Annotated in this window: 18 protein-coding genes and 1 pseudogene; 5 read left to right on the top strand and 14 right to left on the bottom strand. The window is 66.0% G+C overall.

Annotation, left to right across the window (positions count from 1 at the left end; all coding sequences use genetic code 11):
* Positions 1 to 437, top strand: a pseudogene (locus tag ABWP22_RS10090) (hypothetical protein); the annotation flags it as partial.
* Here the strand turns inward: ABWP22_RS10090 and alaS are convergent.
* From alaS to dapA, 8 genes are all read right to left on the bottom strand, one after another.
* Positions 434 to 3,082: an alanine--tRNA ligase gene (gene alaS, locus ABWP22_RS10095; protein ID WP_353199847.1), complete on the bottom strand. Its 2,649-nt coding sequence runs from the start codon at positions 3,080 to 3,082 to the stop codon at positions 434 to 436. The pseudogene ABWP22_RS10090 and the gene alaS overlap by 4 nt on opposite strands.
* Positions 3,083 to 3,127: 45 nt before the next feature.
* Entirely contained in the window at positions 3,128 to 3,586 is a 459-nt protein-coding gene (locus ABWP22_RS10100) for a GNAT family N-acetyltransferase (protein WP_353199848.1), read from the bottom strand.
* Positions 3,562 to 4,395: a methyltransferase domain-containing protein gene (locus ABWP22_RS10105; RefSeq protein WP_353199849.1), complete on the bottom strand. Its 834-nt coding sequence runs from the start codon at positions 4,393 to 4,395 to the stop codon at positions 3,562 to 3,564. The genes ABWP22_RS10100 and ABWP22_RS10105 overlap by 25 nt, the downstream gene beginning before the upstream one ends.
* Positions 4,396 to 4,525: 130 nt before the next feature.
* Positions 4,526 to 5,560, bottom strand: coding sequence for a recombinase RecA (recA, locus tag ABWP22_RS10110; protein ID WP_353200000.1), 1,035 nt, complete (start codon positions 5,558 to 5,560; stop codon positions 4,526 to 4,528).
* Between the two features lie 144 nt (positions 5,561 to 5,704).
* Entirely contained in the window at positions 5,705 to 7,252 is a 1,548-nt protein-coding gene (locus ABWP22_RS10115; RefSeq protein WP_353199850.1) for an ATP-binding protein, read from the bottom strand.
* A 34-nt stretch (positions 7,253 to 7,286) separates the two neighbouring features.
* The gene (locus ABWP22_RS10120; protein WP_353199851.1) at positions 7,287 to 7,934 is read right to left on the bottom strand and encodes a sulfite oxidase-like oxidoreductase; all 648 of its coding nucleotides are present in this window, start codon (positions 7,932 to 7,934) and stop codon (positions 7,287 to 7,289) included.
* Positions 7,934 to 8,413 (bottom strand): SsrA-binding protein SmpB, encoded by a 480-nt coding sequence (gene smpB, locus ABWP22_RS10125; protein WP_353199852.1) that lies wholly within the window; start codon positions 8,411 to 8,413, stop codon positions 7,934 to 7,936. Before smpB ends, ABWP22_RS10120 begins: the two co-directional genes overlap by 1 nt.
* Before the next feature lie 13 nt (positions 8,414 to 8,426).
* A complete protein-coding gene (gene dapA / locus ABWP22_RS10130) occupies positions 8,427 to 9,320 on the bottom strand; it encodes a 4-hydroxy-tetrahydrodipicolinate synthase (RefSeq protein WP_353199853.1) in 894 nt (297 codons plus the stop codon).
* 109 nt (positions 9,321 to 9,429) lie between these two features.
* On the opposite strand from dapA, the gene ABWP22_RS10135 reads away from it, so the two are divergent.
* Positions 9,430 to 11,472, top strand: a complete 2,043-nt coding sequence (locus tag ABWP22_RS10135) for a lytic transglycosylase domain-containing protein (protein ID WP_353199854.1) — start codon at positions 9,430 to 9,432, stop codon at positions 11,470 to 11,472.
* A 45-nt stretch (positions 11,473 to 11,517) separates the two neighbouring features.
* Here ABWP22_RS10135 and ABWP22_RS10140 read toward each other — a convergent pair whose 3' ends face one another.
* The gene (locus ABWP22_RS10140) at positions 11,518 to 12,306 is read right to left on the bottom strand and encodes a polyphosphate kinase 2 family protein (RefSeq protein ID WP_353199855.1); all 789 of its coding nucleotides are present in this window, start codon (positions 12,304 to 12,306) and stop codon (positions 11,518 to 11,520) included.
* Between the two features lie 124 nt (positions 12,307 to 12,430).
* Positions 12,431 to 14,212 carry an aspartate--tRNA ligase gene (gene aspS, locus ABWP22_RS10145; protein WP_353200001.1) on the bottom strand — a complete coding sequence of 594 codons (1,782 nt, stop codon included), beginning with the start codon at positions 14,210 to 14,212 and terminating at the stop codon, positions 12,431 to 12,433.
* Positions 14,213 to 14,302: 90 nt separating this feature from the next.
* On the opposite strand from aspS, the gene rnd reads away from it, so the two are divergent.
* Positions 14,303 to 15,472, top strand: a complete 1,170-nt coding sequence (gene rnd / locus ABWP22_RS10150; RefSeq protein WP_353199856.1) for a ribonuclease D — start codon at positions 14,303 to 14,305, stop codon at positions 15,470 to 15,472.
* Here the strand turns inward: rnd and ABWP22_RS10155 are convergent.
* The 4 genes from ABWP22_RS10155 to ABWP22_RS10170 form a co-directional block, all read right to left on the bottom strand.
* Positions 15,469 to 17,040: a Ppx/GppA phosphatase family protein gene (locus tag ABWP22_RS10155; RefSeq protein WP_353199857.1), complete on the bottom strand. Its 1,572-nt coding sequence runs from the start codon at positions 17,038 to 17,040 to the stop codon at positions 15,469 to 15,471. The two genes, rnd and ABWP22_RS10155, sit on opposite strands and share 4 nt — an antisense overlap.
* Positions 17,012 to 19,189, bottom strand: coding sequence for an RNA degradosome polyphosphate kinase (locus tag ABWP22_RS10160; RefSeq protein ID WP_353199858.1), 2,178 nt, complete (start codon positions 19,187 to 19,189; stop codon positions 17,012 to 17,014). Before ABWP22_RS10160 ends, ABWP22_RS10155 begins: the two co-directional genes overlap by 29 nt.
* 92 nt (positions 19,190 to 19,281) lie before the next feature.
* Positions 19,282 to 19,911: an HdaA/DnaA family protein gene (locus ABWP22_RS10165; protein WP_353199859.1), complete on the bottom strand. Its 630-nt coding sequence runs from the start codon at positions 19,909 to 19,911 to the stop codon at positions 19,282 to 19,284.
* Positions 19,908 to 21,230 carry a heavy-metal-associated domain-containing protein gene (locus tag ABWP22_RS10170; protein WP_353199860.1) on the bottom strand — a complete coding sequence of 441 codons (1,323 nt, stop codon included), beginning with the start codon at positions 21,228 to 21,230 and terminating at the stop codon, positions 19,908 to 19,910. The genes ABWP22_RS10165 and ABWP22_RS10170 overlap by 4 nt, the downstream gene beginning before the upstream one ends.
* Positions 21,231 to 21,300: 70 nt before the next feature.
* Here ABWP22_RS10170 and purM point away from each other — a divergent pair, with 70 nt between their 5' ends.
* On the top strand, positions 21,301 to 22,401 hold the full coding sequence (gene purM, locus ABWP22_RS10175; protein ID WP_502951113.1) for a phosphoribosylformylglycinamidine cyclo-ligase: 1,101 nt from the start codon (positions 21,301 to 21,303) through the stop codon (positions 22,399 to 22,401).
* Positions 22,394 to 23,335, top strand: coding sequence for a phosphoribosylglycinamide formyltransferase (purN, locus tag ABWP22_RS10180; protein ID WP_353199862.1), 942 nt, complete (start codon positions 22,394 to 22,396; stop codon positions 23,333 to 23,335). The genes purM and purN overlap by 8 nt, the downstream gene beginning before the upstream one ends.
* Positions 23,336 to 23,337 lie beyond the last annotated feature (2 nt).

Genomic DNA, 23,337 nt, shown 5'->3' on the forward strand with positions numbered 1-23,337 from the left:
TCGCCGTGATGGGCCAGAGTTGCGGCGGCGTGCAGTCATTCAAGGTGGCCGGCGAACCGCGGATCACCACGTTGATGATCTGGAACAGCGGGATCGGCATGATCCCGAACAACCCGCCCAACCCGGCCGAGGTGCTAGCCAGCATCCACACGCCGATCGCCCTGATCCATGGTGACGCCAAGACCGACATCGCCTTCTATGCTGGCGAGGCCAACGCCCGCGCGCTCACCAAGGTGCCGGTGTTCCAGGCCTGGCAGGATGGCATGACCCATCTTGGCACCTATGGTCAGAAGGACGGCGGCTTCTACGGTCGCATCGCCGTGTCGTGGCTGGATTGGCAGTTGAAAGGTGACAGCCGCGCTGCCCGCATGTTTGCCGGCGATTGCACCTTGTGCCGCGATCCGAGCTGGCACGTGTTCAAGGCGCGGATCGACTAGGCCAGCGCCGCCTTCACCGCCGCCAGCGCATCGGCCGCCTTGTCGCCATCCGGCCCGCCAGCCTGCGCCATGTCCGGCCGGCCGCCGCCGCCCTGCCCGCCCAACGCCGCGGCGGCCACACGCACCAGATCGACGGCGCTATGCGTGCTGGTCAGATCGGCGGTCACGCCCACCGCCACGCTGGCGCGGCCATCGTTGACGGCGATCATTACCACGATGCCGCTGCCCAACGCGGCCTTGGTCTCGTCGATCAGGCCGCGCAGGGCCTTGGGATCGAGCCCGTCGAGCACCTGGCCCTGGAAATTGAGGCCGTTCACCTGTTCCGGCCCGGCCTTGCTGCCCGTCGCCGGGCCAGCCAGCGCCAGCGCGCGTTTCGCATCGGCCAGTTCGCGTTCCAGACGCTTGCGATCGTCCATCAGCGTGGCGACGCGGGCCGGCACCTCTTCGGGGCGCACGCGGATGGTGGCCGCGGCCTCCAGCAACAACGCCTCGCGCTCGTTCAGCCATTCGCGTGCCGCGATGCCGGTTTTCGCTTCGATGCGGCGCACGCCGGATGCCACCGCGCTTTCGCTGGTGATCTTCAGCAGGCCGATGTCACCCAGCGCCGTCACATGGGTACCGCCGCACAATTCGACGCTGTAGGGCGCGGCGCGATCATCGACGCCCATCGCCAGCACGCGCACTTCATCGCCATATTTCTCGCCGAACAGCGCCATGGCGCCGGCCGCGATGGCGTCTTCGGGAGTCATCAGCGTGGTGGAGACCTCGCGATTGCCAAGGATCTGCGCGTTCACATCGGCTTCGACCGCGGCAAGCTCGGCCGCCGTCACCGGTTTCTGGTGGGAAAAATCGAAGCGCAGATAATCCTCGGCAACCGAACTGCCCTTCTGCGTGACATGGCCGCCAAGGCGTCGGCGCAATGCCGCGTGCAACAGGTGCGTGGCGCTGTGCGCGCGGCGATGAGCACCGCGCTTGGGGTTGCTGACATCCAGGCGCACGACATCGCCAACGCGCAACGGCCCGCCGTCCGCCAGTGTCACATCGTGCAGATGCAATTTGCCCAGGGCCTTGCGTGTGTCGGTGATCTGCGCCTGCAAGCCATCGCCCCAGCGCAGCGTGCCGCCATCGCCGGCCTGGCCGCCGCTTTCGCCATAGAAGGGCGTCTGGTTGGTGATCAGCACCAGGCTGTCGCCGGCATCGGCGCGTTCGACCTGCTGGCCATTCTTCACCAGCGCCACCACCTGGGCCTCGCCGGTCAGGCTGGAATAGCCGGTGAATTCGGTGGCGCCGTGCGCGTCGGCAATGTCGAACCAGACGGTGGCATCCTTGGCTTCGCCCGAACCCGTCCAGGCGGCGCGCGCCTGGCGGCGCTGTTCGGCCATGGCCGCATCAAACCCGGCGCGATCGACGGCGATGCCACGCGCGCGCAGCGCATCCTCGGTCAGATCATAGGGGAAGCCGAACGTATCATACAATTTGAAGGCGACATCGCCGGGCAAGGTGCCACCCGACTGCAAGCGAGCGGTAGCCTCATCGAGCAGGCCAAGCCCGCGCTCCAGCGTCTGGCGGAAGCGTGTCTCTTCCAGCTTCAGCGTTTCCTCGATCAACGCCTGCGCGCGGCCGAGTTCGGGATAGGCCTGGCCCATGGTGCCGAGCAGCGCCGGCACCAATTGGTGCATCAACGGCTCCTTTGCGCCGAGCAGATGCGCGTGGCGCATGGCGCGGCGCATGATCCGGCGCAGCACATAGCCACGGCCTTCGTTGGCCGGCAGCACGCCATCGGCGACCAGAAAACCCGACGACCGCAGATGATCGGCGATCACGCGATGCGACGCGCGCGCCTCGGCGGTCAGCGCCTTGCCCACCTTGTCTTCGCTGGCGGCGATCAGCGTCTTGAACGTATCCGTATCATAATTGTCGTGCACGCCCTGAAGCACGGCGGCGATGCGTTCCAGCCCCATGCCCGTGTCGATGCTGGGGCGCGGCAGATCGAGGCGTGTATTGGCATCGACCTGTTCATATTGCATGAACACCAGGTTCCAGATTTCGACAAAGCGATCGCCATCCTCATCCGGGCTGCCCGGCGGGCCGCCGAAGATATGATCGCCATGATCCCAAAAAATCTCGCTGCACGGCCCGCATGGGCCGGTATCGCCCATCGACCAGAAATTGTCGTTGGTGGCGATGCGGATGATGCGATGTTCGGGCAGGCCGGCGATCTTCTTCCACAGGGCGGCGGCTTCATCATCGGTGTGATAGACGGTGACCGTCAGCCGATTCTTGTCCAGCCCCCATTGCCGGGTGAGCAGATCCCACGCCAGGGTGATCGCCTGTTCCTTGAAATAATCGCCGAACGAGAAATTGCCCAGCATTTCAAAGAAGGTGTGGTGGCGCGCTGTATAACCGACATTGTCGAGATCATTGTGCTTGCCGCCGGCGCGCACGCATTTCTGGCTGCTGGCCGCCTTGTTGTACGGTCGGGATTCCAGACCGGTGAAGACATTCTTGAACGGCACCATGCCGGCGTTCACGAACATCAGGGTCGGATCATTCTGCGGCACCAGCGGCGCCGAAGCGACGGGCGTGTGGCCCGCCTGCGCGAAATGATCGAGGAAGCTTTTCCGGATATCGTTGGAAGACGTCATGCCCAAGCGCTTACGGCAGCGCGCGCGCAGCGTAAAGAGTCGCCATCACGGGGACGGCGCAAAGCTGAACATGATGACACCGTCGCCGTGCCGTGCGGCGGGGGTGGGCACGCCGCCGCACGCGGCATAAAGCCCGCGCGCAGGCCGATTGCGGCTGTTGGTCAGCACCCATGCCGCTTCGCACCCCAGTGCCCAGCCGTGATCCAGCGCCGCCATCAGCAAGCGCCGGCCAACGCCGCGGCGATGCCAGGCGTCGTCCACGCCAACCTCGTTCAGCCAATATTCCAGCGGCTTGTCAGGGTGGAGATAGGCAACGGCACTGACGAAACCGATCATGGTGGCGCCCGCGATGGCGGCAAAGAGATGATGGTCAGGGTGGACGAGAACGCGCGCTGCCATGTCGGGCCGCAGCGGATCGTCGAACAGCGCGCCGGCGCCGAGCAGCAGCGGCAGATCCTCCGGCCCGAGCCGGCGAACGGTCAGGCCCGCGCCGTCACCAGCCATATCGCCCCCGGAAGCTGCACGTCGCCGTCTGCGAGATAGGGGTTCAATGCCGCCGCCAACAACGGCCGCGCTTCGGCGCCGATGCCGGCATCACGCACCGCGCGCGCGGCCGGACCGATCTTCAAATTGAAATCGACGGCATCGGCGATCGGATCCTCGCCGCTGCCGATCAGCATCGGGAATGGCAGGCTGTGAAATGCCGCATCGTGCCAACCCGCGGCTTCGAGCAGGGTGGCAACGCGGGCGGCATCCGCGAAGGCGAATGGGCCGGCGGCATATGGATCGGCAGATGCTGGATCGGGCAGCAGGCCGGCGAGCACGGTGAGCGGGAATGTCGCCCACAGATTGCGCGCCGCCGGCTGCCAGCAGGCGAACACCAGACGCCCGCCGGGCGCTGCCAGGCTGTGGAAATGCCGGAACGCCGCCTCTGGATCGGCAAAGAACATCACGCCGAACCGCGACATGATCAGATCGAAGTCACCCACCTCATCCCAATGCGTCGCATCGGCGGCGATGAATTCGGCCTGCGACAGCAAGGCTTCGGCGCGTTCGCGGGCGCGTGCCAGCAACGGCGCCGAAATGTCGAGGCCCACGGCGTCACCGTCTTCGCCAACGGCCATCGCCGCCGCCAGCGTGGTCTCGCCGGCACCGCAGCCGATATCGAGCACCGCTTCGCCAGCCTGCGGGGCCGCCGCCGCCAGCAAGGCCGCTGTCACCGGCGTGAGGGCGCGGTCCATGCGTTCCTGCATCAGCACCCAGATATCGCCGACCTTGCCGTTCCAGTAATCAATCTGCTCGGCATTGTTCATGGCATGCGCCCCCCGTTTGCCGACGTTCTGCGCGGCGATGGCTGTAAGGTCAATCGGCCGCTCCACAACGCAAATGGGGCGGCCCATGGTGGACCGCCCCTCTTGTCGTTGGCACCAGCACCCGAAGCTGTCAGGCCTCGTCGGCGTCGTCGTCTGCCGAAGGACCAACCAGCAGCGCGTCGGAAATCCCGGCGGAATTGGCGCGGATGATCTTCTCGATCTTGGCAGCCATCTCCGGGTTTTCCTTCAGATATTTCTTCGCATTCTCCCGGCCCTGGCCGATGCGGATACTGTCATGGCTGAACCAGGCGCCGGATTTTTCGACCACCCCGGCCTTGACGCCCAGATCCAGAATCTCGCCGATCTTGGAAATGCCTTCACCATACATGATGTCGAATTCGACCTGCTTGAACGGCGGCGCCACCTTGTTCTTCACCACCTTCACGCGCGTGGTGTTGCCAACGATATCGTCGCGATCCTTGATCTGGCCGGTGCGGCGAATGTCGAGCCGCACCGAGGCGTAGAATTTCAGCGCATTGCCGCCCGTCGTGGTTTCCGGGTTGCCGTACATCACGCCGATCTTCATGCGCAGCTGGTTGATGAAGATCACCAGGCAGCGCGACCGGCTGATCGATCCGGTCAGCTTGCGCAGCGATTGCGACATCAACCGCGCCTGCAACCCGACATGGCTGTCGCCCATTTCACCTTCGATTTCGGCGCGCGGCACCAAGGCCGCCACCGAATCGATCACCAGCACGTCGATGGCATTGGACCGCACCAGCGTGTCGACAATCTCCAGCGCCTGCTCACCGGTATCCGGCTGCGACACGATCAACTCGTCGATATTGACGCCCAATTTCTTGGCATAAACCGGATCGAGCGCATGTTCGGCGTCGACGAATGCGGCGGTACCGCCATTGCGCTGCGCCTCGGCAATGGCATGCAGCGCCAGCGTCGTCTTGCCCGAGCTTTCCGGGCCATAGATTTCCACGACGCGGCCGCGCGGCAGGCCGCCGATGCCCAGCGCGATATCCAGGCCAAGCGAGCCGGTGGACACCGATTCCACCTCCATCGCATCACGCTGGCCAAGCTTCATCACCGAGCCCTTGCCGAAGGCCCGGTCAATCTGAGCAAGAGCCGCCTCGAGAGCCTTCTGCCGATCCATCGCTGTATCCACCACCTTGAGTGCTGCTGCCACGACCCCATTTCCTTCCTTAAGCGGCGGCCCCAAAGCGTCAATGGCTGCCGTCAATGGAATTTGATGTACACGACTTGTTCCGCGCGAACAAGAGGGGAACGAAAATAGTCCTCAGTCGTCCCCGTTCAGGGTGGCGGCGATGGCTTCGGTCAATTCGGCCAGCGCGAAGGGTTTGGCCAGAAAGCGGAATCCCAGTTCATCGGCGGCCCGGTGCCGGGGCAGTTCGGCATAGCCCGACATCAGCACGATACCCAGTCCCGGCCGCATCCGGGCCGCTTCGATCGCCAGTTCCAAACCATCGATGCCGGGCATCATCACATCGGATACCAGCACATCGAACGATTGGTCACCTTGCAGGATGGCAAGGGCCGTCATCGCGTCTTCGGCTGTGGTCACAGCGCAGCCCTGCCGACCCAGTCCGCGAGCAAACACGGTGCGCACCGCCGGTTCATCCTCCACCAGCAGCACGCGGCGCCCACCGGGCAAGGCCGGCTTGGTCGGCGCCGCCGATGCCGGCTCGGCGACGGCCTCGACCGGCATCGCCCGGCCGGGGAGATAGATGGAAAAGGTGGTGCCGCGCCCACCCGGCCCCGGCTTGGCAAAGATATAGCCATCCGATTGCTTGACGATGCCATAGACGGTCGACAGGCCGAGACCGGTGCCCTGCCCTTGCGGCTTGGTGGTGAAGAAGGGTTCGAAAATCTTGCCGATGATCATCGGCGGGATGCCGGTGCCGGTATCGGTCACTTCGATGACGACATGATCGACGGCTGGAATGATGGCGTGGCCCAGCGACGGGATGTCATGGCCCGGCACATCAGCGACATTGATCATCAGGCGGCCATTGCCGGCCATCGCGTCACGGGCGTTCACCGCAAGATTCAGGATCACCTGTTCCAATTGGCCGGGATCGGCTTTCACCGCCAACCGTCCGGGGCTGAGCTCGATCATCAACTCCACGGCCGGGCCGAGCGTTTGCACGATCAGCGGTTTCAGGCCCAGCACCAGATCGCGCACGGAAAACAGGTTGCGGCGCTGCGGCTGCTGGCGGGCAAAGGCCAGCAATTGCCCGACCAGCTTGGCACCGCGCTCGCCGTTGCGGCGGATTTCCAGCAAGGCTTCGCGATTTTCCGGCGATTGCGGGGTTTCCAGCACCTGATCGGCCAGCGCCAGCACCGCGGTGAGCAGATTGTTGAAATCATGCGCCACGCCGCCGGCCAACTGGCCCACCGCCTGCATGCGGGCGGCGGCCGCGACTTGCGCTTCCAGTCGCACCTGTTCGCGAATGTCGCGCAGCGCAATCATCGCCGCGGCTCCCAGGCCTGGCGGGAACGGCATCAGGCGCACATCCTGGGTCTCGTCGGGCCGATTGACGAGCGCAACCCGCAAGGTGCGGGCGGCGCCGCCGGCGACCACGTCGGCCACTGCCTGCGCCAACGCCGCATTGTCGTCGGCCACCGTCATGTCCTGAGGCTTCAATCCCGGCCGCCATGCATCGCCCGCGGTGGCCGCCATGGCTTCGTTGCCGGCAAACATCCGCCCCGATGAATCGATCAGCGCCAGCGCCATCGGCACATTGATCAGCAAAGGCGCAAAGCCCGGGCTGGCAATGCCTTCGGCATAAGGCGCGGGCCAGGCGGCATCAACGGGGTGGAACATGTCCCACCCCGCAACGGCCGGACTTTCACTTTTTTCAGTTATAGCGCTGCTCCGTCCATGGATCGCCTTCGTTGTGATAGCCGCGCACTTCCCAGAAGCCCGGCTTGTCCACGGCTACCAGTTCGATCCGTACCAGCCATTTCGCCGATTTCCAAAGATACCAGCGCGGGATGATCGCGCGCACCGGCCCACCATGATCGCGCGACAGCGGCGCGCCATCATGGGCATGGGCAATCAGGCAATCATCGCCGGCAAAACGCTCAAGTGTCAGATTGGTCGTATAGCCATCGGCCCCGTGCAGCACGACCGCATTGGCGTGCGGCAACGGCTGCACCAGGCTGAGCAGATGGCTGGTCGCCACGCCCGACCAGCGATTGTCGAACCGCGACCATTGGGTGACGCAATGGATGTCAGACACATGCTCGATCTGCGGCTGCGCGCTGTACGTGTCCCAATCCCAGGTGATCGGATTGGCGACAAGCCCTTCCACCTTCAGCCGCCAATCCGCCCGGGCGATGGCGGGTTTCACCCCCAGATCCAGCACGGGCCAGTTGGTGACCAGGCGCTGGCCGGGCGGCAGCCGATCGGCGTGATCGGGATCGGGAGCGCCGGTGATCAGCCGGCGGCTTTGTGCCCAGGCCTGCTTGATGGCGATCAGCTTGTCCTTGATCCCATCTGCCATCACCCGCCCTCCCGCATCAGGCGTGCCTTGTCACGCTGCCAGTCGCGCTCCTTGCTGGTCTCGCGCTTGTCGTGCAATTTCTTGCCGCGCCCGATCGCCAGCTCGATCTTGGCACGGCCGCGATCGTTGAAAAACACGTTCAACGGCACCAAGGTCAGCCCCTGGCGGGTGACGGCGCTGTGCATCTTGTCGATCTCGCGGCCGTGCAGCAGCAATTTGCGCGGGCGTTTGGGTTCGTGGTTGAAGATATTGCCGTGGCTGAACACCGGGATATTGGCGTTGACCAGCCACACCTGGCCGTCCTTCACCTCGGCAAAGCTTTCGACGATGCTGCCCTGGCCGGTGCGCAGCGATTTCACTTCGGTGCCAGTCAGCACGATGCCGGCTTCGAACACATCCTCGATGAAATAATCAAAGCGCGCGCGCCGGTTCTCGGCGACTGTCTTCACCTTGGTGCCGGCAGGTTTCGGTCTGGCCATCAGTTCGGGGCCATCAGATCAGGCCAGCGTGAACAAGCGCCGCATCCACCGCGGCGCGTGCGGCGGCCGATGGCGGCGCGATCGGCAAGCGCACGTCGGGCGTCATCCGGCCCAGCCGCTGCAGCGCATATTTCGTCGGCCCCGGCGAGGCATCGGCGAACAGCGCCGCATGCAGCGGTTGCAACCGATCATTGATGGCCAGCGCGGCGGCATGATCCCCGCGCAGCGACGCCTCCTGCATCTGCGCGCACAGCGCCGGCGCGACGTTGGCCGAGACGGAAATCGCCCCCACCCCGCCCTGCGCGTTGAAGCCCAGCGCCATGTCGTCATTGCCCGAAAGCTGGATGAAATCCGCCCCGCACGCCAGGCGCTGCTGCGCCACGCGCGCGATATTGCCGGTGGCATCCTTCACGCCGACAATGCGCGGCAGCCGGCTCAGTTCGGCCATCGTTTCCACACTCATGTCGGCCACGCTGCGGCCCGGGATGTTGTAGATGATGATCGGCAGCCCGGTTGCATCGTGCAGGGCGGTGAAATGCGCGATCAGCCCGGCCTGCGAGGGCTTGTTGTAATAGGGCACCACGATCAGGGCGGCATCGGCACCCACTTTTTCGGCATGGGCCAGATGCGCCAGCGCCGTGCGCGTATCGTTGCTGCCACAGCCGGCGATCACGGGGACGCGCTTTGCCGCCACCTCCACACAGGCCGTGATCACCGCATAATGTTCATCGTGGCTCAAGGTCGGCGATTCACCGGTCGTGCCCACCGGCACCAGGCCGTGGCTGCCCTGGCCGATCTGCCATTCGACATGGGCAGCAAAGCCATCGAAATCCACCGCGTCGCCCTTGAATGGCGTCACCAAGGCCGGCATCGAACCCCGCAGGGCTGCTGTCATCGTCTCATTCATTGCCTGTTCCTTGGCGCCTCCCTATCACAGGCAAATGTATATGGCGCGTGATAGTCAGGGCTCAGATAGTAAGGGAGGGGCCGGCCTGTCCAGTATTGCCGGTGCCCTGATGCTGTTGCTGATCGGCTGCGGCGTGCCGGCGGAGGCTCCGGCAACCGCGCAAACCGTTGCCAGCAGCCTCGATGTCGCCACCGTCGCCCGTTATCGCGCGCTGCTGGCGGACAATGAAAGCGGCCGTGCCGGGCAATTGCCCGCCTCGCCGCTGATCGGTGTGGCCGCCATGCCGGTGCTGGAACTGGTCGTGCAATGGGATCGCTTGCGCCGCGAAGCCCATCAGGGTGATTTCAGCGCCTATGCCGCCTTTCTGGCGGACCATGCCGATTGGCCGCAAGCCGCCACCATCCGCCGGCTGGCCGAACGCCGCATCACCGATACCACCCCGGCCGATGCCATAATCCGGCATTTCCGTGGGCTGGCGCCGATCACGGCCGAGGGAAAGCTTCGCTATGCCGAGGCGCTGGCGACCACCGGCCAGATCAGCGCCGCAAGCATCTGGGCGCGCGACGCCTGGGATTCGGCCGGTCTCGATGACGCTGCCGAAGCCCGCCTGCTGGCGCGGTTCGGCGATCAACTGCGCATGGCCGATCATGTCGGCCGCATGGATCGGTTGTTGTGGGCCGATCGCACCACGCCGGCGAGCCGCATGCTGCCGCGCGTGGATACCGATACGCGCCTGTGGGCGCTGGCCCGCATCGCGCTGCGCCGCGGCGCCCCCGATCTGCAGGCGCGGCTGGGCGTGGTGCCGGCCCGCCTGCGCCGCGAAGCCGGCCTGCTGCACGACGAAGCCCGCTGGCTGCTGCGCGCCGGCCGGGCCAGCGAGGCGTACACCTTGCTCAGCGCCGGCGGCGCGACCCCGCTTGTGCCCGGCGCAGCGCTGACCGTCGCCATCGAAACCTGGCTGCAGACCCGCCTGGAAATCGGCCGCAGCCTGTGGCGTGCCGGCGATATCGGCCAGGCCCGCGCCGTGCTGGCGGGCCACGGCCTCGATCCGGCCGGGATGGCGACGCGCCCGCTGGCCGAACGCGCCGCCTATCTGGACGCCGAATGGCTGGCCGGCTGGCTGGCGCTGCGCCAGTTGAATCAGCCGGGCCAAGCGCTGGCGCATTTCCGCAATGCCCGCGCCGTGGCGCAATCCCCGATCAGCCAGGCCCGCACCGATTATTGGGCCGGACGCGCCGCCGACGCTGCCGGCCAGGCTGAAGCCGCCCGGCAGTTTTTTGCCGCGGCTGCCCTTCATCCCGATTATTTCTATGGCCAATTGGCCAATGAGCGCCTCGGGCGGCCGCTGCAACTGGTGGCAACGCCCCTGCCCCCGTCCCCTCTGACCACGCCCGATGCCAATGCCGCCAGCAATTTCCGCGCCGATCCGCGCGTGCGGGCACTGTTTGCATTGGGAGACGTGGACCGCGCCCGCCAGACCATCTTCCTGAAACAACTAGCCGACACCGCTGATACGCCTGCGCGATCAGCGCTGGTCGCCGGGCTGGCCGGGCCGCTGGGCCGGCCCGATGCCGGTGTGCATGCCGCCAAGGCCGCGCGCGGCACCGCCGGGCTGGCGCTGATTTCAGCCAGCTTCCCGGTGCTGGCCCTGCCGGACCATCTTTTGCCGAATTTCGCGATCATCCACGCCATCACCCGGCAGGAAAGCCAGTTTGATCGCGCCGCGCGCTCCAGCGCCAATGCGCTTGGGCTGATGCAACTGGTGCCGGCGACGGCAGCGGAACAGGCGTCGAAATCGGGCCTGCCCGCCAGCCCGGCGGCGCGGCTGACCGAAGATCCGATCCGGAACGTGACGCTTGGCAGCGCCTACATCAGCCGGTTGCGCGCCGCCAATGCCGGATCGATGCCGCTGGCGGTGGCGTCCTACAATGCCGGGCCAGGCAATGTGCGCCGCTTCGTGGCGCAACTGGGCGATCCGGGCCAGGGCGACATCATCGACTGGATCGAGAGCATCCCGTTTGCCGAAACCCGCAACTATGTGCAGCGCGTGCTGGAAAATGCCGTCGTGTATGAAACGCTTCATCCGCAGTTGGCGACGACGCGCGGGCCGAACCGCTTGAGCGAGTGGCTGGGCAAGACGCCGCCGGGGTGATGGAACAACGCCCGCCCCGCAAGGGGCAGGGGTTGCGAACTGCACTCAAAACAGCGTCTTCCCCAACGCCTTTTCCGCAATCTTCACCAACGCCGCGTCCGGTTCCGGCCAGCTGAGATCAACCCCCTCACCCAGCGCATCGCAGATCAATTCCAGGCTGCGCACCCGCGCATGTTTCTTGTCGTTTGCCGCCACCACATGCCACGGCGCGACCGCCGGCGAGCACTGGTCGAACATGTCCTGATAGGCCGCGACATAGGCGCTGCGCATCGACCGGTTGTGATAATCATCCTTGCCGGTCTTCCAGCGCTTCCACGGGGTTTTCAGCCGTTCTTCCAGCCGCCTGTCCTGCTCGTCCTGCGTGATGTGCAGGAAGATCTTCACCAGCCGCGTGCCATCTGCCAGCAATTGCGCTTCAAACGCGTTGATCTCGTCATAGGCGGCGCGCCAGCGCGGTTCGGGCGTGAAGCCATCCACGCGCTCGACCAGCACGCGGCCATACCAGGTGCGATCGAACACCGCGATCTCGCGATTGCCGGGCAAGCGTTGCCAGAAGCGCCACAGATAATGCCGCGCCGCCTCCTCGCGGCTCGGCGCCGAAATCGGCCACACCTTGCAGTATCGCGGATCGAGCGTGGCCGACATGCGCGTCACCAGCCCGCCCTTGCCGGAGGCGTCCCAGCCTTCCAGCGCGACGATAGCCTTCAGGCCTTGCGCGATATAGGCGGCCTGGATCAGCTCAAGACGGTGCTGCAACGCATCGAGTTGCTCGTCATAATTGTCGCGGGACAGATCGTGATCGGTTTCGAAATCGGCAAGTTTGTGGGGGCTCATGGCGGGTAGGCTGGCAGGATGGCGCCGGGCTGACAAGCCCAGCCCCTCCCGCCAGCGGGAGGGGAGCCGTTTGGCGCCTGCACAAGTTGCTCCCCTCCCGCTTGCGGGAGGGGCTGGGGGTGGGTCAGTCCACCACGCGAATATGCAGTTCCCGCAACTGCCGCATCGTCGCCGGCGCGGGCGCATTCATCATCAGGTCTTCGGCCTTTTGCGTCATCGGGAACAGGATGACCTCGCGGATGTTCGGCTGGTCGGCAATCAGCATCACCATGCGGTCCACCCCCGGCGCTGAACCACCGTGCGGCGGCGCGCCATATTTGAAGGCGTTGATCATGCCCGAGAAATTGGCATCGACGTCGGCCTGCGAATAGCCGGCGATCTCGAACGCCTTGTACATGATATCCGGCCGGTGGTTGCGGATCGCACCTGACGACAGCTCCACCCCGTTGCAGACGATGTCGTACTGATAGGCCTTGATGGTCAGCGGGTCCTGCGTTTCCAGCGCGTGCAGTTCGCCCTGCGGCATCGAGAACGGGTTGTGGCTGAAATCGATCTTCTTGGCGTCTTCGTCATATTCATACATCGGGAAATCGACGATCCAGCAGAATTTATAGGCGTTCTGCTCGATCAGGCCCAGTTCGGTGCCGATGCGGGTGCGCGCCAGCCCGGCCAGCTTGGCGGCCTGGGCCTCCTTGCCGGCGGCGAAGAAACAGCCATCGTCCGGGCCGAGGCCGAGCGCTTCATACAAGGCCAGCATGCCGGCCTCGCCATGGTTCTTGGCGATGGGGCCGCCAAACTCACCGGCCTTGCGGGTGACATAACCCAGGCCCGCATAGCCTTCGGCGCGCGCCCATTCGTTCATGTCGTCGAAGAATTTCCGGCTCTTGTCGGCCGTGCCCGGCGCCGGAATGGCGCGCACGACATTGCCGGTTTCGACCAGCTTGGCGAACAGGCCAAAGCCCGAACCGACGAAATGGCCGCCCACGTCGCTGATCACCAGCGGGTTGCGCAGGTCCGGCTTGTCATTGCCGTATTTCAGCATGGATTCGGCATAGGGAATGCGCGGGAACGCGCCCTTGGTCACCGCCCACGGGTCGCGCCCGCCAAAGCCGGCGAATTCCTCGAACACGCCGGCCAGCACCGGTTCGATTGCTGCAAAAACATCGTCTTGCGTGACGAAGCTCATTTCGAAATCGAGCTGATAGAATTCGCCCGGGCTGCGGTCGGCGCGCGCATCCTCGTCGCGGAAACAGGGCGCGATCTGGAAATAACGATCGAACCCGGCCACCATCAGCAACTGCTTGAACATCTGCGGCGCCTGGGGGAGCGCATAGAATTTGCCGGGATGCACGCGGCTGGGCACCAGATAATCGCGCGCGCCTTCCGGGCTGCTCGCCGTCAGGATCGGCGTCTGGAACTCGGTGAAGCCTTGCGCGATCATGCGCTGGCGCAGCGAGGCGATCACCTGGCTGCGCAGCATGATGTTGGCGTGCAGCCGATCGCGGCGCAGATCGAGGAAGCGATATTTCAGGCGGATGTCTTCGGGATATTCCGCCTCGCCCGCCACCGGCATCGGCAATTCCTCGGCCGCCGATTGCACCACGATCTCGGCGGCGCGGATTTCGATATCGCCGGTCGGCAGCCGGGCATTCACGGCGCCGCCTTCACGCAGCACGACTTCGCCCACGATCGTCACCACGGATTCGGCCCGGATGCGATCGAGCACGGCGAAGGCCGGCGAGGACGGCCCGGCCACCACCTGGGTGATGCCATGATGGTCGCGCAGATCGATGAACAGCACGCCGCCATGGTCGCGCTTGCGATGCACCCAGCCTGACAGCTTCACCGTCTGGCCGGCATCGGTCGCGCGCAGGGCGGCGCAATTGTGGGTGCGATAGGCGTGCATCATGCGGATTCCGACGGTGTGATCAAAGGAGGCGGGTAGCACACGTCAATCACCGCTTTGTCAAGCGGCGAGATTGGAGTAACGAACCCCATGCTGATTCATCCGCTGGTGACGGACACCGCGACCCTCCAGGAACTTTGCGACCGCTGGTCCACCGCTGATTTCATCACGGTGGACACGGAATTCATGCGCGAATCCACCTATTATCCCGATCTGTGCCTGGTGCAGGTCGCCTGCGCCAACGAGGCGGCGGCGATCGATCCCAAGAGCCCCGATCTTGATCTGGCACCGCTGCTGAAGCTGCTGGTCGATGATCCGGTGCTCAAGGTGTTCCATGCCGGCGGCCAGGATCTGGAGATCATCTACAACCTCACCGGCAAGACGCCGCAGCCGTTGTTCGACACCCAGATCGCCGCCATGGCGCTGGGGCTGGGCGAGCAGATCGGTTACACGAATCTCGTCGCTGCCTACGCCAATGTGCAGGTCGATAAAGGCGCGCGCTTCACCGATTGGGCGCGGCGGCCACTGAATGATCGCCAGATCGAATATGCCATCGGCGATGTCACCCATCTGGCGCGGCTGTTCCCCAAGATGGTCGAAAAACTGCGCCGCACCGGGCGCGGCGAATGGCTCGATGATGAAATGGCGCGCGCGTCCGATCCGGCCACCTATGCCAATGATCCGGAAAAGGCCTGGCTGCGGCTGCGCCTGCCCAGCCGCAAGGCCGATGTGCTGGGCCGCTTGAAGGCGCTGGCACGCTGGCGCGAACTGGAAGCGCAAGACAAGGATGTGCCGCGCGGCCGCATCGTCAAGGACGAAACGCTTGCCGATCTCGCCTCCTCACCGCCGCGTGGCCAGAATGATCTGGCCAAGGTGCGCGGCCTGTCGGCCGCCTGGGCATCGAATGGCATCGGCGCCCGCCTGATGGCCGCGCTGGAGGCCGCCCCGCCGCTGGAAGCCGATGAAATGCCGGCACGCGAACCGCAGCGCCCTGGCCTGTCATCGGAAGGCGCGCTGATCGCCGATCTGCTGAAACTGCTGCTGAAAATCCGCGCCAAGGAAGCCGGCGTCGCGCCGCGCCTGATCGTGCGCGCCGATGATCTGGAACTGCTCGCCGCCGGGCAGCGCAAGGGCCTCGGCATGCTCGACGGTTGGCGTCGCGATATCTTCGGCGCTGATGCGCTGGCCCTGGTCGAAGGCCGGCTGGGTTTTGCCGTGGCCGAAGGCAAGTTGAAGCTGACGCGGGTCAGCGAGGATTAGCCCACCACCAGCTTCGGCTCCAGGGCCAGAATCGTGCCCAGCAGTTTCAGCCGGCGCAGCACGGCATCGCCGCCGGCCAGATCACCCTGCCCGGCCCCCAGCCGCAATATCAGCGCATCGCCTTCGCGTTCCAGCCGACTGGCAGCGAGGCCCACCGCCGTCCCGCCGGTCAGGCGTTGGCCCAACCGCAGCGCCAGCCCCCAGGCGCGGGCGCGGGCCAGCAATTGTGGCGGGGCCAGCTGCAGCAACGTCGCCATCAACGGCGCATCCGGGCTGCCGCCAAAGCAGAAGTGCAGCGCACAGGCCAGCGCGGCGCGCTCGCTGGCGGTCACTGCCACCCAATTGCCGTGCAGCGCGACATCGACCCCGCGTTCGGCGCGGTAATCCGGGTGCGCGCGCCAGGCGATATCGCTGAGCAGGCACGCCGCCAGCCGCAGCCGGCGATCACCGGGCGGCTCGAAATCAGGTTGGGGGGCAAACAGCGGGTCCATCCAATCGAACAGCATGTCGCCATGTTCGGCAAACCGCCCTTGCCGCGCCCCTTCGCTGCGCGCCGCTTCAACCAGCGGATCGAGCGCGCGCGCGTCGGGCGCCAGATCGGCATAGAGCAGCCCTTCGCGCAGGCCGAACCCGGAAGCGATGACGCTTGATGATCCCAGGCGCTTGACCACCGCCGCCAGCAGCATCGCCGCGCCCGGCAACGACGGCAACCGCGACATGGACAGGTGCGGCACCGCCTTCAGCGTGGCCGCATCCATGTGCGTCAGGCTGCGGAACAAGGATGCTGGCGCCGTGGCCGGCATTTCATATTGATGCACGATCGGCAGCGGATGGCCCGTCATCCAGATATGGATCTGCGCCAGCGCCCGCCACGATCCACCGACCATGTAGAATGGCTTGGCGCGGCCTTCTTCGGCCCAGCCGACCTGATCGAGCGCCTTGGCGATGAACGGCGCCAGCGCGCGCCGATCGCGCTTGCGCACCGCATCCAGCCGCAGCGCCCCGATCGGCAACGAGATGCGGTGGCCCAGTTCACCGCGAGACACCCTGACCAGTTCCAGGCTGCCACCGCCCAGATCGCCGACCACGCCATCGGCCTGCGGAATGCCCGAAACCAGGCCCATCGCCGCGCCATTGGCTTCGGCTTCACCGTCGATCACGCTGATCGGCAGGCCGCATTCGCGCTCCACCCGTTCGATGAAGGCCGCGCCATTGCCGGCTTCGCGCACGGCGGCGGTGGCGACGGTGCGCACATCGGCAATGGCCATGGCGCGGGTGATCGCCGCAAAGCGGCGCAGCCCGGCGATGGCCACCGTCATCGCACCCTTGCCCAGCAGACCATTGGCGGCCAGGCCACGGCCAAGCCCGGCCATCACCTTTTCATTGAACATGATGGTCGGCGTGCGGGTGCGACCCTGATACACCACCAGGCGGATCGAATTGCTGCCGATATCGATGATGGCGCAGCGGTCATCCGGCGCCGCAGCCACTGCTGGCGATTGCACCCATCCGACCCGGCGGGCCAGGCTCATCACCGGATCAGGCAAGGCCGGCATCGTCACGGACATCGTTCAGATCATCATCTTCATCGGGCAGCACCAGCACCGGCACGGCGGCGGCATTCTTCATGTGCCCGCGCCCCGACAGTGATGGATTGGTCATGAAATAACGGTGCAGGTTGAAGCTGTCATCGCGCCCGGCCTTCACCCGCGTGTAGCGGCCGTCGGCATCCATCTCCCAGCTCTGCTGATTGTCCTTCAGATTGGCCAGCATCACCTGATCGAGCACCTGCGCGTGCACGGTGGGGTTTTCGATCGGCACCATGATCTCCACCCGGCGATCGAGGTTGCGCGGCATCCAGTCTGCCGAACCGATGAACACCTTGGCCGAAGGGCTGGGCAGATGATGGCCACCGCCGAACACGGTGATGCGGCTATGCTCCAGAAAGCGGCCGATCACCGATTTGACGCGGATATTGTCGGACAGGCCCGGCACTCCCGGCTTCAGGCAGCAGATGCCGCGCACGATCAGATCGATCTCGACGCCGGCGGCGCTGGCTTCATAGAGCTTCTCGATCAGGCCGGTATCCACCAGGCTGTTCAACTTCACCCAGATCGCCCCCGGCCGGCCGGCCTTGCAGTGCGCGATCTCCGCATCGATAAGGCCATAAAGCCGGTCGCGCATGTACAGCGGCGCCATGCCGAGCTTTTCCAGCCGGGTCGGCTGCACATAGCCGGTGATGTAATTCATCACCTGCGCCGCATCGCGGGCCAGCACCGGATCGGCGGTGAAGAACGACAGATCGGTGTAGATGCGCGCGGTGATCGGGTGATAATTGCCGGTGCCGAAGTGGACGTAGGTGCGGATTGCCGCGCCTTCGCGCCGCACCACCATGCTCAGCTTGGCGTGTGTCTTCCATTCCACAAAGCCATAAACCACCTGGACGCCGGCGCGTTCCAACTCGCTGGCCCAGCGGATATTCTGCTCCTCGTCGAACCGGGCTTTCAGTTCGACCACCGCCGTCACCGATTTTCCAGCCTCGGCCGCATCGATCAGCGTGCGCACGATCGGTGAGTTCTTGCCGGCGCGATACAATGTCTGCTTGATGGCAATCACATCGGGATCGGCAGCAGCCTGCCGCAGGAAGGCCAGCACCACCTCAAAGCTTTCGTAAGGATGGTGGACAACCAGATCCTTGGTCCGGATCGCGGCAAAACAATCGCCGCCATGTTCGCGGATACGCTCCGGAAAGCGCGGGCTGTGCGGTTCGAACTTCAGATCGGGCCGGTCTTCATCGACCAGCAGCGCCAGATCGTTGATGCCCAGCACGCCGGCCACCAGGATGGTGCTGCGATCATCGACCCCCAGCATGTTTTTCACCAGCGCATGCAGGCTGGGCAAGGCCACTTCTTCCATGGCGAGATGGATCACCTCGCCGCGGCGGCGACGCTTCAGCGCCGTCTGGTAGAAGCGCACGAGATCTTCGGCTTCTTCCTCCACCTCGATGTCCGAATCGCGGATCACCCGGAAAGCCGCATCGCCGATCAGATCATAGCCGGGGAACAATTGCCCGAAGAATGCCCTTATGGTGTTCTCCAGGGAAATCCAGCGCACAGCCTGGCCGGTGCCGCCCGGCAGCCGGATGAAGCGCGGCAGCATCGCCGGCAGCATCAGCAACGCCCGCAGCAGCTCATCATCCGACTGCCGCCGCAATTCCAATATCAGCGAGAAGCCCTTGTTGGGGATGAACGGAAACGGATGCGCCGGATCGATGGCCTGCGGCGTGAGCACCGGGAAGATCTGATCAAGGAAATGGGTTTCCAGCCAGGCCAGTTCAGCCCTGGTCAGCTTGGCGGCGGTGATCACATGAAAATCAGCGCGCGCCAGTTCCTTGGCGAGCAGACCCCACACCCGCTGCTGCTCCTCCATCAGGCTGTCGGCCTTGTCGCCAATGGCGATCAACTGCTGCGCCGGGGTCATGCCTTCGGCGCTGAGCGTGTCGATCCCCGCCCGCACCTGCCCGCGCAGGCCGGCGACGCGCACCATGAAGAACTCATCGAGATTGTTGCCGGAAATCGACAGGAAGCGCAGCCGTTCGAGCAGCGGATGCGCGCGGTTCATCGCCTCGGCCAGCACCCGATCGTTGAACGACAGCCACGACAGTTCGCGGTTGATATAACGGTCGCTGGGCGGAATTTCGGGCGCGACGTGCAGCATGAGGCCTGTCTAACGCGCAGCAAGCCTGCGTGGTAGGGAAAAGCAGCGTGCAATGGAAATGTCATGCGCTGCAAGGCTGTTGCGCTGCGCCGTCAAAAGCCCATCTCGCCCTGCCCATCCACCACTTCGCGGGCCAGCGGGATGGTGATGGCGCGGTGGCGAGCGAGCGCTTCGGCATCCAGCCGCGCCACGACGGCTTGCGCCGCGCCCAGGCTGCGTTCGATGCGCACCACCAGCCAGCGGATCAGATCATCGCCAACCTTGATGCCGCGATCGGTGAACAATTTGGCCAGCACCAGCCCCAGCAGTTCATCATCGGGTTCACCCAACCGGATCAGCGGAGTCGCCGCCAGCCGGCTGGCCAGATCGGGCAGGCCATGGTGCCAATCGCGCGGGGGCCGCTGGCTGGTGAGCAGCAACGGCCGCGCCGGCGTGGCGGCATTCCAGGCATGGAACAGGCGTTCGGGTTCGTGCGTGTCGGCCGCTTCGATCACGAGGCCGTCGTGGTGCGCGGCAAACCAGCCGGCCAGATGCGATTTGCCCGATCCGGGCGCGCCGATCAGCAAGGTCACCGGCACCGGCCACAAGGCGGGCGCCGCCAGCCACGCCGCCGCGGCGCGGTTGGCATCGGTCACCGCCAACCGCGACGGGCTGTGATCGACCGGCCAGGCCAACGGCAATGGCGGCTCTGAAGGCAGTTCCGGGAACAGCAACAGCGTCAATCGGTGGCAGATGGCGCTGCGGGCGGCGCCGCAGCCGGGCGCGGTGCCGTTCGCGGCCCAACCACCGGCGATTTGGGCTTTGCAGCCACCGGGGCGCTTGCCGGACCAGCCGGCACCGCAGTCACGACCGCAGCCGGTCGCCGGCGCAGCACCAGATCAGCGCCGACCCGCTCCAGCGCCCAGCCGGCCCTGGCCAGCGCCGCGACCAGCGCCGGCTCGCCGCCCGACATCGCCACTTCGATGCGGCTGGTGCCGCCCACCGCAAGCTGCCGCACCACGATATCATCGGCAATGCCGCGCAGCAGGCGCTCGGCCGTGGCCAGGCTGGCGGTATCCGGCGTGATCACCGCCACCTGCAGTTGCGCATCGTCTGGCAGCGCCTCGCCGATGAGCGGTTCGGAATCGATGATCGGCGCAATATCGATGGCCAGGTCAGGCTCGGCCTGCAACCGGCCCGCCCGCAGCGCATCGGCATAGGCGGCATCGATGCGGCGCACACCGTCTTGCAACAGCGCCGGCAACGCCGCTTCGCTTTGCACCCGCACCACGAACCGCCCCAGCTCGATGCCATCCGGCCCATGGCGGGCGATGAACAGCGCCTTGATCGGCCCACCCGGAAAACTGCGCGTCAGTCGTGCTTCGGCAACCAGCACATCCACGGTATCGAACCGCGTGATGATCTGGCGCCAGCCATCACGGTCCCGGCGACCCGTCTGCCACACGGTCAACCACAGATTGTCGGCCGGGCCGCCAGGCGGCAGCACATAATCGATCGGCGTGACATTGCCACGCCAGCTTGCCCAGGCATCGGCCCAGGCGTTGCCCGATTGAAACAGATTGCCGGCGCCGCCATCGATCAACAGCGGCAGCAGCAACATCGGCGGCGATTGCAGCAAGTTGATGCTGACGCCCAGCCGCTCGGCCACGCGGCTGCGATCGAACACCACGCCAAGCTTCGCGATATAGCGCGTGTCGGAAAACTGCTCGCCCTGGCTTTCGATGCCGGCGACCATTGCATCGATCTGGCCATCGGCCAGGCGCGGGGCCTCGGCGGCGGTACGCCCGGTCAGCCGCACCCACAGCAAGGGCCAGGCCTGGCGCTGCGCCGCCGTCCATGCCGCCCGGCGCGCATCATCGATACTGCGCGCCGTCACATCCACGGCGATGCCGCCCACCGCATAGGCACTGCTGCTGCCGCCGCCAGACCGGTCGGGCGGCGGCACCATGGCCTTGGGCGTGGATGGCTGGGCCACGGCAATCGCCGCCAGCAAACCGGCAATCGCAGCCACTGGGACCAGCACGGGCAAGATACGCTTCACGCCCGCTGTTTAGAGCCGCCGCCGCGCGATTGCCAAGCCCGCATGCTGGCGCGCGCACAAATCTGGCGCTATGGCGGCGCGCATGACCGATAAACGCCCCCTGACCTATGCCGAAGCCGGCGTCGATATCGCGGCCGGCAATGCGCTGGTGAAGGCGATCGCGCCGCTGGCCCGCGCCACCGCCCGCCCCGGCGCGACCGCCGAACTCGGCGGTTTCGGCGGCTTTTTCGATCCGCGCGCGGCGGGGTACAAGGATCCGCTGCTGGTCGCCGCCAATGACGGCGTCGGCACCAAGCTGAAGCTGGCGATCGACACCGGCCGGCATGACACGGTCGGCATCGATCTGGTGGCGATGTGCGTCAACGATCTGATCGTGCAGGGTGCCGAGCCACTGTTTTTCCTGGATTATTTCGCCACCGGCAAACTGGAGAACGGCGTCGCCGCGCGCGTCGTGGCCGGGATCGCCGATGGCTGCCGCCAGGCCGGTTGCGCGCTGATCGGCGGCGAGACGGCGGAAATGCCCGGCATGTATGCGCCCGGCGATTATGATCTCGCCGGCTTTGCCGTCGGCGCGGTCGAGCGCGGCGAGCAGTTGACCGGCGATGCCGTGGCGCCGGGCCAGTTGCTGATCGGCGTGGCGTCGTCGGGCGCGCACAGCAATGGCTATTCGCTGATCCGCCGCATTCTTGAGCGGTCGGGCGCCGATCTGGCCGCCCCGGCCCCGTTCGATGCGTCGCGCAGCCTGGCCGATGCGCTGCTGGAGCCGACCCGCATCTATGTGAAGGCGCTGCTGCCGCTGATCCGCGCCGGCCAGATCAAGGCGCTGGCGCATATCACCGGCGGCGGCTTTCTCGAAAACATCCCGCGCGTGCTGCCCGAAGGCGCGCGCGCGCTGGTGGCGGCACCGCATCTGCCGCCGCTGTTCGATTGGCTGCGCGCGCAGGGCAGCGTGGCGGCGGCCGAAATGGCGCGCACCTTCAATTGCGGCACTGGCATGGTGTTGGCAGTCGACCGCGGCGAAGCCGATGCGGTGATCGCGGCGCTGGTGGCGGCCGGCGAAGCTGCGAGCGTGATCGGCGAGATCATCGCCGGCCCGCGCGGTTGCGACGTGCACGGCGCGCCCGGCCAATGGGGCGAATCGGTGGCATGGACGGCCAGCCACGATGGCTGAGAAGGCCAGAGTCGGCGTCCTCATCTCCGGGCGCGGCAGCAACATGGCCGCGCTGCTCCATGCCAGCCGGCTCGATCCGGCCTGCCCTTACGAAATTGTCGTGGTCGGCAGCAATGATCCGGATGCGGCCGGGCTGAATCTGGCGGCCGCGGAGGGCGTGCCGACCTTCGCCCACAGCCACAAGGGCCTGAAGCGCGCCGAATTCGATGCGATCATCACCCGCGAACTGGAAGCCGCCGACGTGACGCAGATCGCACTCGCCGGCTACATGCGGCTGCTGTCGGCCGAATTCGTGACCCACTGGCAGGGCCGCTGCCTCAACATCCACCCGTCGCTGCTGCCCAAACACAAGGGCCTGCACACGCACGAGGCGGTGCTGGCGGCCGGCGAGCTTGAGACCGGCTGCACCATCCACATCGTCACGCCGGAACTCGACGATGGCCCGATCCTCGGCCAGGCCCGCATCGCGGTGCTGCCCGGCGACACGCCGGACACGCTGGCGGTGCGTGTGCAATATGCCGAACACCAACTCTACCCGCGCGTGCTCGCCGATTTCGTCTCTGCCGCCAGCCGCCCCGAAGCGCTGCTCGCCCGCGTGCGCAGCCTGGCGCTGAACCTGCCGGCCGTGGCCGAGAAACTCTCGCACGGCTCCCCCGGCTTCTTCGTCGAAGGCGGCAAGTTCTTCGCCTATTTCAGCGACAATCACCACGGCGACGGCATCACCGCCTTGTTGCTGAAAGTCTCCGGCCTGGATGAGGCCGCAATGCTGATCGAGCAGGACCCGGACCGATTCTTCCGTCCCAAATATTTCGGCCCAGCGGGCTGGATCGGCATCAAGCTGACCGAAGGCCCGGACTGGACGGTGATCGAAGCGATGATGGCCGCGGCCTGGCGGCTGTGCGCGCCGCGCCGTCTGGCGATGCTGCCGTTCTGACC

Source organism: Sandarakinorhabdus sp. (genome assembly GCF_040398665.1).
Taxonomy (GTDB): domain Bacteria; phylum Pseudomonadota; class Alphaproteobacteria; order Sphingomonadales; family Sphingomonadaceae; genus Sandarakinorhabdus.

Coding starts and splice junctions, on each gene's coding strand:
- alaS (WP_353199847.1), bottom strand. CDS start 3,082: ATGACGTCTTCCAACGATATCCGGAAAAGCTTCCTCGATCATTTCGCG.
- aspS (WP_353200001.1), bottom strand. CDS start 14,212: ATGCACGCCTATCGCACCCACAATTGCGCCGCCCTGCGCGCGACCGAT.
- ABWP22_RS10100 (WP_353199848.1), bottom strand. CDS start 3,586: ATGGCTGGTGACGGCGCGGGCCTGACCGTTCGCCGGCTCGGGCCGGAG.
- ABWP22_RS10140 (WP_353199855.1), bottom strand. CDS start 12,306: ATGAGCCCCCACAAACTTGCCGATTTCGAAACCGATCACGATCTGTCC.
- recA (WP_353200000.1), bottom strand. CDS start 5,560: ATGGATCGGCAGAAGGCTCTCGAGGCGGCTCTTGCTCAGATTGACCGG.
- ABWP22_RS10135 (WP_353199854.1), top strand. CDS start 9,430: ATGCTGTTGCTGATCGGCTGCGGCGTGCCGGCGGAGGCTCCGGCAACC.
- ABWP22_RS10105 (WP_353199849.1), bottom strand. CDS start 4,395: ATGAACAATGCCGAGCAGATTGATTACTGGAACGGCAAGGTCGGCGAT.
- purN (WP_353199862.1), top strand. CDS start 22,394: ATGGCTGAGAAGGCCAGAGTCGGCGTCCTCATCTCCGGGCGCGGCAGC.
- ABWP22_RS10120 (WP_353199851.1), bottom strand. CDS start 7,934: ATGGCAGATGGGATCAAGGACAAGCTGATCGCCATCAAGCAGGCCTGG.
- rnd (WP_353199856.1), top strand. CDS start 14,303: ATGCTGATTCATCCGCTGGTGACGGACACCGCGACCCTCCAGGAACTT.
- ABWP22_RS10160 (WP_353199858.1), bottom strand. CDS start 19,189: ATGCTGCACGTCGCGCCCGAAATTCCGCCCAGCGACCGTTATATCAAC.
- ABWP22_RS10115 (WP_353199850.1), bottom strand. CDS start 7,252: ATGTTCCACCCCGTTGATGCCGCCTGGCCCGCGCCTTATGCCGAAGGC.
- ABWP22_RS10155 (WP_353199857.1), bottom strand. CDS start 17,040: ATGTCCGTGACGATGCCGGCCTTGCCTGATCCGGTGATGAGCCTGGCC.
- purM (WP_502951113.1), top strand. CDS start 21,301: ATGGCGGCGCGCATGACCGATAAACGCCCCCTGACCTATGCCGAAGCC.
- dapA (WP_353199853.1), bottom strand. CDS start 9,320: ATGAATGAGACGATGACAGCAGCCCTGCGGGGTTCGATGCCGGCCTTG.
- smpB (WP_353199852.1), bottom strand. CDS start 8,413: ATGGCCAGACCGAAACCTGCCGGCACCAAGGTGAAGACAGTCGCCGAG.